The following is a 16,484-nucleotide window of genomic DNA, read 5'->3' on the forward strand; positions in this document are numbered from 1 at the left end:
AGTTAAGTCGGGAGGGGGTGGAAAAAAGGGTTAAACGGTGCGCTTTGCTTTTTGCTTGTAACGGTCGAAAATCACCGCCGCAAGCAGGATTAGGCCACGTACCACATACTGCGAGAACGGGGAGATGTTCAGCAGATTCATGGCGTTCTCAACCGTGCCGAGAATCAGTATCCCGGCCACCACATATGAGATTTTTCCGATGCCGCCCTTCAGCGATACGCCACCTAAAACGCAGGCTGAGATGACGATCAGCTCATAGCCGATAGAGGTCATTGGCTGGCCGCTGGTCATACGTGAAGCCAGAATAATCCCCGCCGCCGCCGACACCAGACCGGAAAGCACGAAGATGATGATCTTGGTCCGTACCACCGGCACACCCGCCAGACGCGCCGCCTCTTCATTACCACCAATCGCCAGGGTATTACGGCCAAAAGTGGTTCTGTTGAGCAGGAAACCAAAGATGATCAGACAGCCGACGGTCAGCCAGATAGGGGCTGGCAGACCGAGCCAGTTGGCGTAGCCGAGGGTAAAGAAGCGCTCATCTTCAATCCCCACCGCTTTACCGTCAGAGATGATATAGGCCAGCCCGCGCACAATCTGCATGGTGGCGAGCGTGGTGATCAGGGCATTGATTTTCAGGCGCGCAATCACGAAGCCGTTCACCAGCCCGCTGAGCACACCGAGCAGCAGCCCGGCCGCCACACCAATCCACAGGCTTTCGGTCATGTTAATGACCACTGCAGTGGTGACACCCGCACAGGCGATAACCGAGGCGACCGACAGGTCGAAGTCGCCGGATGCCAGACAGAACAGCATCCCGCAGGCCACCATGCCCGACATGGAGATGGCGAGCCCCAGCCCTTTCATGTTAATGAAGGTGGCGAAGTTAGGCACAAAGATGGCGCAGCCGAGGAACAGTACGGCAAACACGACCAGCATGCCGTATTGATCCCAGATCCGCCCAAAGCTGAAGGCCGATTTTGGCGCTCCGGATGTAGTGACAGAGGACATCTTATTCTCCTTACTCAGGCGACAGCCTGGCTGACTTTAGGCATGGCGAGGCTTAACGCCTGCTGTTCATTCGCCTGTTCATGTAGCAATTCACCGGCAATGGCCCCTTCACGCATCACCACGATACGGTCGGCCACGCCCAGTACTTCCGGCAGATCGCTGGAGGCGAAGAGCACCGCCACGCCACGTTTTGCCAGGGCATAAATGACGTTATAGATTTCGTGCTTGGCGCCCACGTCGATACCGCGCGTCGGTTCATCCAGCAGGATCACCTTCATCTCTTCCGACAGCCAGCGGCCCAGAATGGCCTTTTGCTGGTTGCCACCGGAGAGGTTCATGATCAGCTGTTCCGCGCCCGGGGTTTTGATGTTAAGCGAACGAATGTGGTGATCGGCGTTGCTAACCTCCCAGGTGTCGTTAATCAGGCATCCGGCACGGATGGTCTTCCGGCGGGCCGAGATATTGATGTTATCCCGTACCGAGTGCACCGGGATGATCCCTTCGGCCTTGCGGTCTTCCGGGCAGAGCATCATCCCTGCGCGAATGGCATGGGCCGGTTTCTGAATATCGACAGGCTGGCCGTCGATAAACACCTGGCCTGCGGTGATGCGGGTGCCGCCAAACAACCCTTTCATCAGCTCGCTGCGCCCTGCCCCTACCAGCCCGAAGAGGCCAACGATTTCACCGCTGCGCACCGTCAGGCTTATCGGGGTGCGTACGCCCCGGGCTTTAACCTCTTCAAGGCGCAGCAGTTCGCCGCCATACTGGCGCGGTTCCCAGTGATAGATATCACCCAGTTCGCGCCCCACCATCGCCTGCACCAGCAGGTCGTGGTTGACCTGCTGCATGTCGCTGAAGGTGCGGACATAGCGACCATCTTTAAACACGGTAATAGCGTCGCTGAGGGCGAAGATCTCTTCCATACGGTGCGACACATACAGAATGATGCGCCCCTCTTTGCGCAGCTCGCGGATCACCCGGAACAGGTTCTCGATTTCACGCGCCGACAGCGAGCTGGTGGGTTCGTCAAAAGCGATAATTTTGGCATTGCGCGCCAACGCCTTGGCAATCTCCACCATCTGCCACTGGCCGATGGAGAGATACTTCAGTGGGGTCTGGGGATCAATATCCAGCCCAAGGTGCTTCAGTTGCAGACCGGCCTCATAGTTGAGCAGCGAACGGTTAACAAAACCGCCCTTATGCGGAAGCTGCCCAAGATAGATGTTCTCCGCCACGGTCATCTCCGGCACCAGATGCAGTTCCTGGTAGATGATGGCGACACCGGCATTCAGCGCGGCGGTGGTGTCCGCGAAGGCGACCTCTTTGCCCTGGATGGCGAGGGTGCCTGTCGTGGGGGTGTAGTTACCGCTGAGGATCTTCAACAGCGTGGATTTTCCGGCGCCGTTCTCACCCATCAGGGCATGAACCTGACCCGCATAGCAGTCAAAGCTGATGTCGGTCAGCGCGTTGACACCGGGAAAGGTTTTGCCGATGCCGCGAAAAGAGAGATACGGTTCAGACTGTTGCATAACGTCTCCGAGGATCGAGTAGTGAACGTCTGGCCCCCCGATGCCCGGGGGGCGCAATCACAGTGGAATTACTTACCGCCCAGTCCCTTTTTCTCCAGCTCTGCTTTGAAGTTGTCACGGGTGATCAACACCACGTCGGTAACTTCAGTGAATTTCGCTGGCTCGGCACCTTTGGTGACCCAGTTGTAGAGCATTTCGCTGGATTTATAGCCATGTACGTCCGGGCTTGGCAGCAGAGAACCGTAGAAGCCGGTGGCCTGCGCTTTAGAAAGCTCGCTCACCGCATCAACGCCGTTGATGCCGATGCCGATAACATCTGCCGCTTTGAAGCCCTGGCCTTCGGTGGCGCGCACGCCGCCCAGGACGGTGTTGTCGTTCATCCCCACCACCAGCCAGTGTTTCACTTCAGAGTGCTGCACCAGCATGGAGTTGGCCGCATCGAAAGCGCCCGGGATGTCGTTGGATTTGGTTGGCACTTTGTAGATCTGTTTTTCCGGGAAGCCGGCCGCTTTCAGGGCTTCCATCGAACCGGAGGTGCGACGGCGTGCGGTATCCAGTTCATCGGCGGTGATCGCCATAACCGCGGTGTCCTTCACGTCCCAGCCGCGTTTTTGCATCTCTTTATAGAGCTCCTGGCCCTGGCGCTCGCCGATTTTGGTCGCCGCCATCATCACCAGCGGCACGGTATCCATCGGCTTGCCCTTGGCGTTCACGAACTGATCGTCCACAGCGATGACTTTCATGTCGTAGCCACGCGCTTTCGCCACGATAGCCGAGCCCAGTTTTGGATCCGGAGTACAGATGACAAACCCTTTCGCGCCGCTGGCTGCCAGGCTGTCGATGGCGTTCAGCGTTTTTTCACCATCAGGCACAGCAATTTTAATGACTTCAAAACCCAAATCTTTCCCGGCTTTATCGGCAAATTTCCACTCTGTCTGGAACCATGGCTCTTCCGGTTGCTTCACCAGGAAACCGAGCTTCAGGTTCTCCGCCATAGCGGATTGTGACATAACGGCAGCCAGACCGATGGCCGCCAGCGCTTTAGTAAATTTGTGCATGGTTAACTCCAGCTTTAGCGTTTTAATTTGTAGGGGAATAACAACTAAAATGTTTTTAATCGGACTTAAAACAAGGCATTAGCGCCAGGCGTGTATTAAGCGCATTTGCTTGAGATAGTTTTAGCGGGAAATTAATCATCCATAAGAGAGCGCCATCACACCGCAGAATTACAGTAATTGCGTACATAGATTCAGCGGAAAAAGACATAAATATGCAGGTATTTGTCTGACAAATAGAAAGGGGTACAGCAGATTAGTCCATAAGATTAGCTAAGATATCCTTGTGATCCGGGCGCGCGGGCGCCCGGCATAATATTACCAGGGATAGTAGATATGCTCGGCGTGATCGCGTACCGGTGCTTCCTCACCCAGCAGACGTGCTGAGAGCGTCAGCGCAAAGTCAAAGGCATGGCCCAGTCCCTTGCCGCTGATGAGGTTGCCATCTTCCACCACTGGCGCATCGACATATTCGCCGTCCTGAATCTCCTGCCAGAGTTCCCCCGAGCAGACATAGCGACGCCCTTTTAACAGGCCATTGCCGCCCAGCACACGCGCCGCAGCCGAACAAATTGGAGCGATAAATTTACCCGCTTCGTCATGCGCGGCGACAAAACGCACCACATCGGCACTGGCCGCCAGATTCACGCTGCCCTGCGGGCCGCCGGGTAATACGACCGCATCGTAGTAACTGTCGATTTTTTCGCTGAGGGTGCTGTCCGCCACCATCGGGATATTATGGTAGCTCACAACCGCCCGCGACTCGGCGCAGGCCAGGGTATCTACCTCAATGTTGAGACGGCGCAGGATATCAATAGTGATAATCGCCTCCGCCTCTTCAAATCCGGGTGCCAGCAGCACCGCTACTTTTGCCATAATGAACTCCGTTAGGGAATATAAAACAATGTTTCATTTTCACAGCGTGTGTAGCGGAAAACTTCCAGCGGGATCACATATCGCACTATTTCCAGCAAAAATGATCTGACGCAATTTTAGCCAGGTGTAAAAATCCATTAATTACCAAAATTATCTGTATTCCACCTGACAGGAATAATTATCTTTTTTTTCGCTAAGCGCCTATTTCACCGCTCCTGAGAAAAACATAAAGTAATTTCACTTTTCGGATAGCATTAAATTTATACAAATCCCTATAATACAATCTCTTAATCATCTTCAACCTCGACCCTCCCTTCTCCAAATCCTCCATTTTTTTTAATTCCTGATGGGGGGTAAGGTTTAGTAAGAATATATTTATAAGGATTTTCTTATAATGGATTCGCTGTTATGATGAATTTTACCTGATGCCTGAAACGAATTTGGGATCACATACAGGGAAAACAGAATGCTTTTATTCTGTAGTGAACTATCGTTAATGATGATTATTTTTTGGTTACATAAACGAAGAAAAGGGAATGGATATGGCTGTCTCGGATATGATCACCAGGCTCAACACGCAGATGAACCTCGAGTTTCATGCGTCTAATCTCTCTTTGCACCTCAGCGAGTGGTGTTCAGAACATCAGCTAACCGGTTCCGCGACTTTCCTGCGCCTCCAGGCGCAGAGCAACGTTACGCAAATGATGCGCGTTTTCGATTTTTTAAAAGCATCAGGCGCTATGCCGGTTTTGAAACCCGTGGATATGACTGACGAAGAGTGCAATTGCCTGGAAGCAGTTTTCCAGCGCACGCTGGAAGAGTATGAGCAGCGCTGTCAGACGCTGAATCAATTAACGGATGAAGCGCGGAAAATGAAAGACACTTCTACGCTTAACTTCCTGCATGATATTGAGAAAGAACAGCAGCAGGATGGAGTATTACTCAAAACCATCCTTGATGAAGTTCGCAAGGCACGTCTCACCGGCATGGGTCTGGAACAGACCGATCGCCAGCTGCTTAACGTCGTCAGCCGTCAGCACCACTGATTCTGCGCGTTAACTGAATTACCCGGCCTGTGCCGGGTAATTTTTTGCAAAAGAGTCAACACCCTACTGGTGCAGAGCTTCATGTAACTCACATTTCGGACGACCCTGGGTCGCCCGTTCACATTATTCTCACAAAACCGTTTATAAAATCAAAACACCGGTTTATTTTAGTGAGACTCACCCTGCGGCGTGAATTTCAGCTCGATCAGCGCAATGGCTTTCTGCACGGCGCGCAGCGTAACAGGGTCGGCCGACGCAGGATTGCTGGCGAAATCGATGTTTTTCAGCTGACTGGACATTTTCTCGCGCACTTCTGCGGGAGCAATGATTTCAATCACATCAAGAATTTGTTTGATGACCAGCTGGCATGCAACGACGTCAGAGATCAGTTCCTGATCGGCACTCAGGTTTTGAGACATAGGCTTCTCCTGTTTGAAAGGCCGTCATAGTAGCAAAACGTCAGCCCTGATGCGGCGTACAGGCACAAAAAAACCTGCCGGAGCAGGTTTTTCTTATCAGAACATCGCGCCTGGCGGTACGTCCTTAAAGGTCTTGCAGTAGGATTCGAACATGCTTTTCAGAATTTTGCGCAATTTCATCGGTATGCTCCGGCTAAGTGTTATGCAGGTGTTAATGTTGATGCGGCTATAATATGACCTTCATCACAAAAATCAATGTTTTTGTGATATTCATCACGCCAGTTTATTTAAAACAAAACACCGTTCCGATTAAAATCTAATATTAATCAGCAAATTATCGCACCGCGGGTTACCGTAAATTTTTAAAAAAATTTTAAGTGGCAGAGAAAAAATGACTGAAAATCACTCCGCTAAAGCGGCCAGCGGGATCTCTCCCGCCGCGCTGCTGGTGGCCGGCGCGTTCTTTATGGAGTTTCTGGACGGTACGGTGATCGCCACGGCATTACCCGATATGGCGAAAAGCTTTGGCGTACAGGCGGTCGATCTTAATCTCGGGATCAGCGCCTATCTGATCACCCTGGCGGTACTTATTCCGGCCAGCGGCTGGATCGCCGATCGCTTTGGCGCGCGTAAGGTGTTTACCCTTGCCCTGGCGATCTTCACTCTCGCCTCGGTGCTGTGCGGTCTCGCCACCAGCGTGGATCAGTTCATCGCCATGCGCGTACTGCAGGGAATGGGCGGTGCATTAATGGTGCCGGTAGGCCGCCTTGCCGTATTGCGCACCACGCCCAAGCACCTGTTGATTACCGCCATCGCCACCCTCACCTGGCCCGCGCTGGTGGCACCCATCATCGGCCCGCCGCTGGGGGGCTTTATTACCAGCTATGCTAACTGGCGCTGGATCTTCTTTATTAACGTGCCGTTAGGGCTAATAGCTATCGTGCTGGCGCTGCGCATTATTCCCGATATCTATGAAGAGATCCGTCGCCCGTTCGATACGCCGGGCTTTATCGCCACCTCGGTGGCGATGGTGAGCCTGGTCTATGCCATGGAGATGATGGGGGCGCAGGAGGTGAATACAGGCGTGACCCTTGCACTGCTGGCAACAGGGATGGTGACCATGATTTATGCCCTGCGCCATTTCCGGCGCACCGAGTGGCCAATGATCCGTCTTGATGCCCTGCAGGTGCCCACGTTTCGCGTAACGATGTTTGGCGGCTCGCTGTTTCGCGCCTCCATCAGCGCCGTGCCGTTTTTGCTGCCGCTGCTTTTTCAGGTGGGCTTTGGCATGGATGCCTTCCACTCCGGTTTGCTGGTGCTGGCGGTATTCGTCGGTAACCTGACCATCAAACCCGCCACCACGCCACTGCTGCGCGGGCTGGGGTTTAAAAAGTTGCTGCTGATCAACGGCGCGCTGAACGTGCTGGCCCTGCTGGCCTGCGCTTTCCTGACCCCGCAAACCCCGGTGTGGGTTATCATGCTGGTGCTCTATCTCGGCGGCTTGTTCCGTTCCATTCAGTTTACCGCCATCAGCACCCTTGCCTTTGCGGATGTGCCTTCGCCGCAAATGAGCTATGCCAACACCCTATTTTCCACCGCCACCCAGCTGGCAGTGGGGCTGGGGATCACCCTCGGCGCCATCGGGATCCGCATCGGCGAACTGTGTAGCGAATGGCTGGGGATGGCGTCGCTACCGGGCATCAGCTTCCGGCTGGCGTTTGTGGCGATTGCGCTGGTCTGTCTGCTGGGGATGGTCGATACCCTGCGGCTGGTAAAAGATGCCGGCAGTGCGGTATCCAGAAAAGAGGCATAAAAAAAGCCAGCGCAAGCTGGCTTTTTATCGGTGTTAGCAACTTAGCCGATAATACCGCGGACAAAGGCTTCGATCTCTTTATCCTGGCAGTTCTCGAAGAAGCACTGCTGGAAACGCTGACCGGTAACCGCAGTTTTAACCAGCTCCGGATCGATGGCGCGCAGGGTGTCGAGATAGTTCTCTTTCACCACAGCCGCTTTCACCTGATTCAGGATGCCCGCGTTGCGAACCTGAGGCTCTTTACGCTCTGGCGGATAACCTTCGCCTTTACGGCCAGTGAAGGCTTTTTCAAAGATAAAGCGCACGTTCAGCTCTGCACCCCAGCCGAAGCCTTTGGCAAATGGCAGGGCGAGTGCGTTACCGTTGTTGATCTGTGCAAACAGGAAGGCGTCAGCAGGATCGATGCAGTAGCCACACACCACGCCCGGGTGGATGTTCAGGGACATCAGCGCACCCTGGCCGGTACCGCAACCGGTCACCACGAAATCAACCGCTTTAGAGTTCAGCAGAATGCTCGCCATGATCCCCAGATGAATATAGGTCAGGTGGTGATCGTTTTCGTCGCTCATCCCAACGTTATAAACCGGGAAACCTTTCTCTTCAGCAACGGCGTTCAATTCCTTGAGGATGATGGCGTTTTTTTGCGCCTGGCTGTTTTCCATCATCAGTGCAATTTTCATACTTCGTCTCCTGAATGCGATGCGGGGCACCCCGCTGTGAATAGCTTACTCAATCCACCTTACTACTAAGCAAACGCACTTTCAAATTAAGTGAAAAATAGTTTCAAAAAACAAAGATGCGCTCACAATTTTGATGGAGAGGGATGTGAGCACCGGTTCGCAAAAGGATGGCTTATGATTGAAGGAGCCGGATGCTCGTGGCGAAGAGAAAAGAGAGAACAGGTGGTTATTCCTGGCATTGCGCTTTACGTCTGGCGTTAGTATAGGTTATTTCAACGCATTCAGAGTGTTCTATGAAGAGATTATGCACGGTCGGTCTGGTGCTGTTACTGGCAGGTTGCGGTATTACCCGCAAAGCTGAAGTGAGCAGCGTCGATGTCACCTCGGGGGTCGTCAGGCTTGATTATGGTCAGCCACTATTCCAGACCTCTTATGATGATGCTTATGTAACAAGTGGCACTGCCACCCGCGAATGTCAGGCCATGGGATACAGTACGGCCCAGGCCTACGGTCAGCCGATCGAAACCTGTAGCGTGATCAGCGGCTCGTTGTGTCTGAACAAAACCGTCACTATCCAGTACCAGTGCCACGGTTACGCCCCCGCCCCTGCCGTCACGACCTCGGCTTATTACTAATTTCGTTGCCAGCTTTAGAGCTGGCAATAAAATTCTGAACACGAAACAGAATAATTCTCATTAATATATTTGAGTTGCGCGCAATGCGTTTTATTCCCATTCGTATTATGATTGCTTAAATATTTATTTTACTTTTTGCAAATAAATAAATAACAAATTATAGTGACGCTCACGTTGACCAGTTAATAATAAAACGGAGCCACACCATGCTTAAAAGTGAAATGATCGACAAGCTCAATGAGCAAATGAATCTGGAGCTTTACTCCTCCCTGCTCTATCAACAGATGAGTGCCTGGTGTAGCTATCACAGTTTTGAAGGCGCGGCGGCGTTTATGCGTCGTCACGCCCAGGAAGAGATGACACACATGCAGCGTCTCTTTGATTATCTTACAGATACCGGCAGCCTGCCGCGCATCAACCCGGTAGCATCGCCATTTGCAGAATATGCCTCATTAGATGAACTGTTCCGCGCTACCTACGAGCATGAACAGCTGATCACACAAAAAATTAACGAACTGGTACACGCGGCTATGACCAGCCAGGATTATCCCACCTTTAATTTCCTGCAGTGGTATGTGGCAGAACAGCACGAAGAAGAGAAGCTGTTTAAATCGGTTATCGATAAACTCACCCTGGCCGGAAAATCGGGTGAAGGTCTGTACTTTATTGATAAAGAGCTGTCGACGCTCGATGCCCAAAATTAATATTCATGCGGCGCTATCTGGCGCCGCGTTATTATTAATGGCGGCAGATTTTACTTTCATGAGTTGAAAAACCCGACGCCTGCGAAATGAATTTACCGCGCGCCGCCAGAAATGCCACCAGCTCTGCTGCCGTCATGTCCGCGGCTGAACAGGTGTGAAAACGCGCCTCGTCACCAAAACGCGCCGTAATCGCGGCAATCAGACTCTCTTCGCTGTATTGCTCGCCGGACTCGATCATCATCGTCAGCACATCGTGCCCATGAATGGATGCCATAAACCCTCCAGAAGAAAAGGCGCAGCCTAACCCTTTCCTCCCCACAACGCTTTGCGCTGGCGCAGGTTTACATGCAACCCGCACAGCTGGTGCAGCGCCAGTCCTGTTTATTGACCGCCTGATAAAACTGGCGATAGCTGGCCGTCTCCAGCGGAACGCCGTGGTCGAAAAAGAGATCGGTCAGCCATTCGACGTTTTCAATGATCCACTCATCTTCCTGCAACCCCTGGGCAAAGGTCTCATCTTCGGGATCGATAATCGAATAGATGGCCCAGGTACCCATATCCTTTTCCCGCCTTGCCTCCGGTAAGGTTAGCACCTGGCCCTGCCAGCTAATTATCCAGTGCCCGTGACACAATAAATTGCCTGAACGACTCCATTTCGCACAGAAGGGATTACTGGCCGTCATCGCCGTCTCACTTTTTTTGAATATTTATAAGAAACGTTTACGTTACGCCTGATTATCGGGCGAAAACATTGCTCTTATGAAGTAGGCAAACCTCCTCATTTTTACGGGCATATGACCAGAGCGACGCTTAAGTTAAATAACGTAAAGATTACATTACACTCGTTGTAACGCCGGTTTGACGAGTCCGTTCTTTTCCCTTACTCTGCGCCGCAGATTTTGTCGTCGTGTCGTAGGGTTTTAGAGGAAAACGTGAAGAACAGAACGCTGGGTAGTATTTTTATCGTCGCCGGAACGACGATTGGCGCCGGGATGCTGGCGATGCCGCTGGCGGCGGCAGGTGTCGGTTTTGGCGTTACGCTGGTGTTACTGGGCGTACTGTGGGCACTGATGTGTTACACCGCCCTGCTGCTGCTCGAAGTGTATCAACACGTTCCAGCCGATACCGGGCTGGGATCGCTGGCCGGGCGTTATCTGGGGCGATTCGGCCAGTGGATCGCCGGCTTTAGCATGATGTTCCTGATGTATGCCCTGACGGCAGCCTACATCAGCGGCGCCGGGGAGTTAATCGCCTCCAGCGTCAATGACGGGTTCAACGCTGATATCTCTCCCGCCACAGGGGTGATCTTATTTACCCTGATTGGTGGGGGCGTGGTCTGCGTGGGCACGTCGCTGGTCGATCTGTTCAACCGCCTCCTGTTCTCGGCAAAAATAGTCTTCCTGGTGGTGATGCTGGCCCTGCTGGTCCCGCACATTCATAAGGTCAACTTACTGACGCTGCCGCTGGAGAAAGGGCTGGCACTGTCGGCTATACCGGTCATTTTTACTTCGTTTGGTTTTCACGGCAGCGTGCCGAGCATTGTCAGCTATATGAATGGCAACGTGCGCAAGCTGCGCTGGATCTTTATCACTGGCAGCGCCATTCCGCTGGTGGCTTACATCTTCTGGCAGCTGGTCACCCTCGGCAGTATCAACTCGTCGAGCTTCATGGGAATGCTGGCAAACCATAGTGGGCTGAACGGGCTGTTGCAGGCCGTACGCGAAGTGGTTGCCTCGCCGCACGTTGAGCTGGCGGTGCATCTCTTTGCCGACCTCGCCCTGGCGACCTCGTTCCTGGGAGTGGCGCTGGGTCTGTTCGACTACCTCGCCGACCTGTTCCAGCGCAGCCGCACGTTCAGCGGACGTATCCAGACCGGGGCGATCACCTTTCTGCCGCCGCTGGCCTTCGCCCTGTTCTACCCACGGGGTTTTGTGATGGCGCTGGGATACGCGGGCGTGGCGCTGGCGGTGCTGGCGCTGCTGCTGCCCTCTCTGCTGGTCTGGCAAAGCCGTAAGCATCATCCTGAAGGGAACTACCGGGTACCAGGCGGTAAGCCTGTGCTCTGTCTGGTCTTCGCCTGCGGGATCGCGATAATCCTGGTGCAGTTCGGGATTACGGCGGGGTTGCTGCCAGAGGTGGGATAGCGTGCAATGATCCCGGGTGGCGCTGCGCTTACCCGGCCTACGAATAGTGTAGGCCCGCGCAAGCGAAACGCCGCCGGGCGCTGTTAATGCAGACAGCAGTTCTTGAATTTCTTGCCGCTGCCGCACGGACAGGGATCGTTGCGTCCCACTTTGGTGCCGTTGATCACCGGCTGCTGAGTAACCGGCTCTTGCGGGTTGGCAATCCAGTAGTTATACAGACGCAGCGCTGCCGGACGAATCCCCTCGATGCTCTGCTGGAACTCCTCTTCACTGAAGGAATCCAGGCGCTCAAAGTTCTCTTCGGAGCCGTGCAGGGCAATTAAATCCAGATCGGCACGCAGTGACTCCGGCAGGGATGACCAGTCGGTCAATGCCACGCCGCGCATATAGCCGAAGCACCACTCTTCCACCACGGTATAGGTTTCACCGTCGACATCGTTCATGCCGAACATCGGTTCAAACTGATCCGGGTAGTCGCTCAGGCGTTCGGCGATATCGTTCATATGCTTGAAGCAGAGATCGATGAAGCGGTTCATCTCGCGCTCGTTCTTCCAGCGCGGAATGTTCTTTTCACCGCCCCACACCGCCACCAGCCAGCGGTCCGGCTCCACCACCACGGGGCCGGAAAGCACCGCGGTCAACATACCGTCGAGTTCTGAGACATCCATAACGGACTCGTCATCATGACCGTAGGTCATTAAGGTCTCTTCCAGCCACTCCATTTCGGTTTCGTTTAACGGGCCTTCAGTCATGGGTCAATCTCCTGCAGAATAGAATGGCGTGCAGGGTAACACAGAAACGGTTCTCTTCCCTGTTTATCCGCGGTCTTAGCTGGTGCAAAAAAGGTTAAATCATGACCGTTGCACCGGGTATCTGTTTTGCTGTTAATGAGATGGACGGAGCGTAACCGGCGCCCCCTACGGGTGGAAATCGTCCGGCAACTGCGCGAAATCTACTTTCTGCATCTTAAAGTTGGTCACCCAGGCGCTGCCCGCCTCCTGTTCCGAGACAAATGCGTATTTCGGCGTCAGCTCCTTCGCCTGAATGCCGGTCCAGTCCGAGAAGAAATCGAGAAAATCATTGGCGGAACGCCGGGCTTTGATCAGGCGGTGCTCTTTATCGTCACTCGATACGATCATAAACGGCACCTGGTAGTTTTGCTGCCAGGCATCACCGTGAGCCATATATTGCCCGCCGGTCAGACGGGCTTTATAGGTCAGACCGTGATCGGAAAAGTAGACCATCGAGAAACTGTCGCCAGTGTTCTGCAATTGCTGATAAAGCTGTTTTAACAGGGTATCGGTCTGGGTGATGCTGTAGATATAACAGGAGGTCTCTTTCGACTGCACAAACTCGGCGTATTTCCCCTGGGTGCGTTCGCAGGCCTGCGGATGGGAACCCATCAGGTGCAGGACAATCAGTCGCGTTTCTATGCGCGGGGTTGAGAGCACCTGCTGGGTCATCTGCAGTAAGGCTTCGTCCCGAGGATTACTCTCGTCTTCGTAATACCCCTTTCTGAGAAACTGCACCTCATCGGCCCGCTTCGCAATACTGGCAATGGCGGTATCGTACTCGCCAATCTGCCCCTGATTGGAGAACCACCAGGTCTGAAATCCGGCGCGATTCGCCAGCGTGACAACGTTATTTTGATACTCCGGCGTATCACCACTCACCCGGCTCAGGGAGTACCCCAGCGAGGTTTGGGTGGAGGCGCTGGCGGCAATGTAATCGGTAAACAGGATTCCCTTCACCGAGCTGGCGAACGGCGTATTATTCCACTGCCCGCCAAAGGCACCCAGCGCATCCCGGCGTGCGCTTTCACCGATCACCATCACGTAGTTATGGTAGCGGGGCTTCACCGCCAGAACGGTCCAGTTGTCCTTCACTTTGGCCAGCTCCAGCATGCGGGCTTTCTCCGTAACCACTTCCCGATTGTTGATCACCACATCTTTTACAAAGCGGAACACCGGATACCCCACGTCCATCAGGGTAAAGTGCCCCCAGTAAACCAGGTTTTTCAGGGGGGTTAAAAAGAAACAGAGGACGCTAAAGGCCAGACAGAGCATATCGAAACGGCGCCAGCCCTGTTTGGGCATAATCTTACGCCGGAGTGCAATGAGGCCTAATACCAGAATAATGAATGACACCAGGTAGCTGTGCCACGGAAATATCGTCAGGATCTCGACGGACTCATTAAAATTGGTGGAATGTAATGCTAACAGCGTATTGAAATTTGGCGCGCCATACGCTTGCTGAAAAGGAAAGTAGATCGCAGCCAGCAGACTGTACAGGATAATAACGCCTTTTTGCAGGCGGGGGGTGATTCGCCAGAGCACTAACAGCACGCAGCAAAATGCCACCGTATAGATTGCGCTGAATGAGTAGCCGAAAGAGTAATTTATTAGTACGGATTGAAGAAAATAAAAGGCGATCCAGGGATTGAGCGTAATATCGCGGATCCAGAGGGTATATTTGCTGGCTGTTATATTCATATTTACCATCACCAAAAATATAGTGTAAAAACGCTGAGAGCAAGGAGCGCTCCACCGCCGATAAAGAAAAGGCATGGATAAAAAGGATCGTTTTATGGAGAAACTTATCAAAAGATAGAGCGGACGAACGGGAAGATCAACGTTTCGTAACAATATATTTATAAAACTGAAGGCGTATCATCATTATTTATAAATAATTGTCTGAAATAACACCTTCCCCTCATCCAGGGAAAGGCAAAAATACATTAAACAACAATTAATCCATCATGAGTTCGTATTATATTTACAGCTTTTCAATATGATTGAGCGTCGCCGTATAACCTGTTTTCGCCACCGCCTGTAATAATGTCTCGACAGGGAAACCTTCCGCGACGATAACGTCGGTTTGTCGGGTCTTTAATGACGCTTTCGCTTTCACTACCCCTTCGGTTTCCCGCAGCGCCTGGTTAACCGAAATGACGCACAGCGAACAGGTCATGCCCTGAACATCCAGCACCACTTTTTGATTCGCCGCCTGAGCAAACAGCGGAAGCAGCAGACACGCGCTTATCAACAGTCGTTTCATTCCATCACCTCATAAACCCAGGTCACCACCGTGGGGTAGAACAGCACCAGCAGCAGCACCGGCAGCGTGAGCCAGAACAGCAGACGCATCTGCCCCAGGGTTAAACGCCCGGTACACCACACCCTTTTTGAAAAATAGAGCCGCCAGAACACCCGCAGCATCAGCCCGAGGGAGAGCACAATCATCGGCAGGCGCAGGAACTCAAGCTGGCTGAGCCCGGCAAACCCCGCCGCCGAGATGCCAAAGAGCAGGTAGAGCAGCGGACCGACGCAGCAGAGCCCGGCGGTAACGGCAGCCGCGGCTGCCGTCAGCAGGGTAAGGCCTGCCCCCTTAGCGTTGTTCGGTTGAGACATAGTGGTAAGTGAACACCTTTGGATCGTAGAAATTGAGTGGATCGCCGTCCACCTCGGCATAGGGGTAGCCAAAGTTATTTACCGCCCCCTGCTCCGTCGCCGGATAGAGCTCAAAATCGCGCCCATAGTTGAAGCCCACCCAGTTCATCTCCCAGTTGCCAAAGAGGTAAGCATTCACCGCCTGCACATCGGGATCCTGATGGGCTTTTTTCTCCGCCAGACGCATTTTGGTGACGTCCGCCGGGTCACACGGCAGCCAGCCGTAACCGGCCAGATAAAACTCCGCGCGGCAGTGCTGTCCGCCGCTGACATCGGCCACGCCCGCGCTATCGGCTTTGCCGAAGGCGCTGGCGGAGTAGCGCTCCAGTTTGTTGGCTCTGCCCAGACGGATGCCGAACAGTTCCCGCGCCGGGATCCCGCTGGCGCGCGCCAGCGCCACAAACACCGAGCTGATGTCGGTGCATTTGCCGCTGAGCTTGCCGCTTTGCAGAATGGTCGCCACGTCGCCGGTGCCACAGCCAATGACGTCGTTATCGCGTTCCATATGGCTGCTGACCCATTCGTAAATGAGGCGCGCTTTCTTCAGTGGATCGGTTTCGCCGCCGGTAATTTTTTGCGCCGTTTCGCGCACCAGGCCATCAACCGGTGTGTGCGTTGTTGGCAGCAGGTATGGCTTCACCGCCAGCGGATAAACAATCTGTTCCGGTGCCTGCCAGTTTTTCAGCGCGTCATGTTTCAGCGGCTCCCAGTCCGCCGTTTCGATCTCCAGATCGAGCTGAAGCAGCAGGTCGCCTTCACTTTTTGGCCAGGTTGCGAACAAAGTTTTCGCACCATAGGCGTTGTTGGTGGTGACATAGGCCTGCTGATAGTTGCCGGTAAACGCCATGCCGGTCATCTGCTGAAAGGCAGTATCCACCGGAAGCGGGATCCACAGCTTCACGACGCCGCTGGAGCCCTGCGGCGGCACCAGTTTATAGGTTTGCGACAAGACAAAGCGGCGGCGCATCACCGGCGCTATGGGCGCCAGGCTGGTTTTTACCGTCTCGCTGGCGAGAGCCGGGCCTACTAAACCTGCGGCAGAAAGAAGAACGCTATTTTTAAGAAATTGTCGACGCTGCATGGCTATCTGTCCCTTGAAAATGAGTCTGGCGACGGCAAAACG

Annotated in this window: 19 protein-coding genes; 5 read left to right on the forward strand and 14 right to left on the reverse strand. The window is 53.6% G+C overall.

Annotated elements, in window-relative coordinates:
* Nucleotides 1-30 precede the first annotated feature (30 nt).
* The 4 genes from araH to C2U54_RS19200 form a co-directional block, all read right to left on the reverse strand.
* Entirely contained in the window at nt 31-1,011 is a 981-nt protein-coding gene (araH, locus tag C2U54_RS19180) for an arabinose ABC transporter permease AraH (RefSeq protein ID WP_103180100.1), read from the reverse strand.
* A 14-nt stretch (nt 1,012-1,025) separates the two neighbouring features.
* Complete coding sequence (gene araG / locus C2U54_RS19185; protein WP_103180101.1) at nt 1,026-2,540, reverse strand: L-arabinose ABC transporter ATP-binding protein AraG; 1,515 nt, start codon at nt 2,538-2,540, stop codon at nt 1,026-1,028.
* Nucleotides 2,541-2,608: 68 nt separating this feature from the next.
* Nucleotides 2,609-3,598 carry an arabinose ABC transporter substrate-binding protein AraF gene (gene araF / locus C2U54_RS19190; protein WP_103180102.1) on the reverse strand — a complete coding sequence of 330 codons (990 nt, stop codon included), beginning with the start codon at nt 3,596-3,598 and terminating at the stop codon, nt 2,609-2,611.
* A 315-nt stretch (nt 3,599-3,913) separates the two neighbouring features.
* Nucleotides 3,914-4,471: a DJ-1 family glyoxalase III gene (locus tag C2U54_RS19200; RefSeq protein WP_103180103.1), complete on the reverse strand. Its 558-nt coding sequence runs from the start codon at nt 4,469-4,471 to the stop codon at nt 3,914-3,916.
* A gap of 542 nt (nt 4,472-5,013) precedes the next feature.
* Here C2U54_RS19200 and C2U54_RS19205 point away from each other — a divergent pair.
* Nucleotides 5,014-5,517: a non-heme ferritin-like protein gene (locus C2U54_RS19205; protein ID WP_103181106.1), complete on the forward strand. Its 504-nt coding sequence runs from the start codon at nt 5,014-5,016 to the stop codon at nt 5,515-5,517.
* Between the two features lie 167 nt (nt 5,518-5,684).
* On the opposite strand, the gene C2U54_RS19210 is transcribed toward C2U54_RS19205, so the two are convergent.
* Both C2U54_RS19210 and azuC read right to left on the reverse strand, forming a co-directional pair.
* Nucleotides 5,685-5,936, reverse strand: a complete 252-nt coding sequence (locus C2U54_RS19210) for a DUF2766 family protein (RefSeq protein WP_039030868.1) — start codon at nt 5,934-5,936, stop codon at nt 5,685-5,687.
* Nucleotides 5,937-6,032: 96 nt separating this feature from the next.
* Nucleotides 6,033-6,116, reverse strand: coding sequence for a stress response protein AzuC (gene azuC / locus C2U54_RS19215; RefSeq protein ID WP_098946254.1), 84 nt, complete (start codon nt 6,114-6,116; stop codon nt 6,033-6,035).
* A 211-nt stretch (nt 6,117-6,327) separates the two neighbouring features.
* On the opposite strand from azuC, the gene C2U54_RS19220 reads away from it, so the two are divergent.
* The gene (locus C2U54_RS19220) at nt 6,328-7,749 is read left to right on the forward strand and encodes an MFS transporter (protein WP_103180104.1); all 1,422 of its coding nucleotides are present in this window, start codon (nt 6,328-6,330) and stop codon (nt 7,747-7,749) included.
* 41 nt (nt 7,750-7,790) lie between these two features.
* On the opposite strand, the gene C2U54_RS19225 is transcribed toward C2U54_RS19220, so the two are convergent.
* A complete protein-coding gene (locus C2U54_RS19225; protein ID WP_103180105.1) occupies nt 7,791-8,429 on the reverse strand; it encodes an RpiB/LacA/LacB family sugar-phosphate isomerase in 639 nt (212 codons plus the stop codon).
* Nucleotides 8,430-8,722: 293 nt separating this feature from the next.
* Between C2U54_RS19225 and yecR the strand changes: the two genes are divergently transcribed.
* Nucleotides 8,723-9,064, forward strand: coding sequence for a YecR family lipoprotein (yecR, locus tag C2U54_RS19230; protein WP_103180106.1), 342 nt, complete (start codon nt 8,723-8,725; stop codon nt 9,062-9,064).
* Between the two features lie 206 nt (nt 9,065-9,270).
* A complete protein-coding gene (gene ftnA / locus C2U54_RS19235; protein ID WP_103180107.1) occupies nt 9,271-9,768 on the forward strand; it encodes a non-heme ferritin in 498 nt (165 codons plus the stop codon).
* Between the two features lie 34 nt (nt 9,769-9,802).
* On the opposite strand, the gene C2U54_RS19240 is transcribed toward ftnA, so the two are convergent.
* Both C2U54_RS19240 and C2U54_RS19245 read right to left on the reverse strand, forming a co-directional pair.
* Nucleotides 9,803-10,042, reverse strand: a complete 240-nt coding sequence (locus C2U54_RS19240) for a YecH family metal-binding protein (RefSeq protein WP_103180108.1) — start codon at nt 10,040-10,042, stop codon at nt 9,803-9,805.
* A 67-nt stretch (nt 10,043-10,109) separates the two neighbouring features.
* The gene (locus C2U54_RS19245) at nt 10,110-10,451 is read right to left on the reverse strand and encodes a hypothetical protein (protein ID WP_103180109.1); all 342 of its coding nucleotides are present in this window, start codon (nt 10,449-10,451) and stop codon (nt 10,110-10,112) included.
* Between the two features lie 249 nt (nt 10,452-10,700).
* Here C2U54_RS19245 and tyrP point away from each other — a divergent pair, with 249 nt between their 5' ends.
* Nucleotides 10,701-11,912: a tyrosine transporter TyrP gene (tyrP, locus tag C2U54_RS19250; protein ID WP_103180110.1), complete on the forward strand. Its 1,212-nt coding sequence runs from the start codon at nt 10,701-10,703 to the stop codon at nt 11,910-11,912.
* A gap of 83 nt (nt 11,913-11,995) precedes the next feature.
* Here tyrP and C2U54_RS19255 read toward each other — a convergent pair whose 3' ends face one another.
* The 5 genes from C2U54_RS19255 to C2U54_RS19275 all read right to left on the reverse strand — a co-directional run bounded on the left by C2U54_RS19255 (nt 11,996) and on the right by C2U54_RS19275 (nt 16,442).
* Entirely contained in the window at nt 11,996-12,664 is a 669-nt protein-coding gene (locus tag C2U54_RS19255; protein ID WP_103180111.1) for a YecA/YgfB family protein, read from the reverse strand.
* 165 nt (nt 12,665-12,829) lie between these two features.
* Nucleotides 12,830-14,404: a sulfatase-like hydrolase/transferase gene (locus tag C2U54_RS19260; protein ID WP_103180112.1), complete on the reverse strand. Its 1,575-nt coding sequence runs from the start codon at nt 14,402-14,404 to the stop codon at nt 12,830-12,832.
* A 283-nt stretch (nt 14,405-14,687) separates the two neighbouring features.
* The gene (locus tag C2U54_RS19265; RefSeq protein ID WP_103180113.1) at nt 14,688-14,969 is read right to left on the reverse strand and encodes a heavy-metal-associated domain-containing protein; all 282 of its coding nucleotides are present in this window, start codon (nt 14,967-14,969) and stop codon (nt 14,688-14,690) included.
* A complete protein-coding gene (locus C2U54_RS19270) occupies nt 14,966-15,322 on the reverse strand; it encodes a mercuric transporter MerT family protein (RefSeq protein WP_103180114.1) in 357 nt (118 codons plus the stop codon). The genes C2U54_RS19265 and C2U54_RS19270 overlap by 4 nt, the downstream gene beginning before the upstream one ends.
* Nucleotides 15,300-16,442: a transglutaminase-like domain-containing protein gene (locus C2U54_RS19275; protein ID WP_103180115.1), complete on the reverse strand. Its 1,143-nt coding sequence runs from the start codon at nt 16,440-16,442 to the stop codon at nt 15,300-15,302. Before C2U54_RS19275 ends, C2U54_RS19270 begins: the two co-directional genes overlap by 23 nt.
* Between the last annotated feature and the right edge of the window lie 42 nt (nt 16,443-16,484).

The organism is Leclercia sp. LSNIH1 (genome assembly GCF_002902985.1).
Classification (GTDB): domain Bacteria; phylum Pseudomonadota; class Gammaproteobacteria; order Enterobacterales; family Enterobacteriaceae; genus Enterobacter.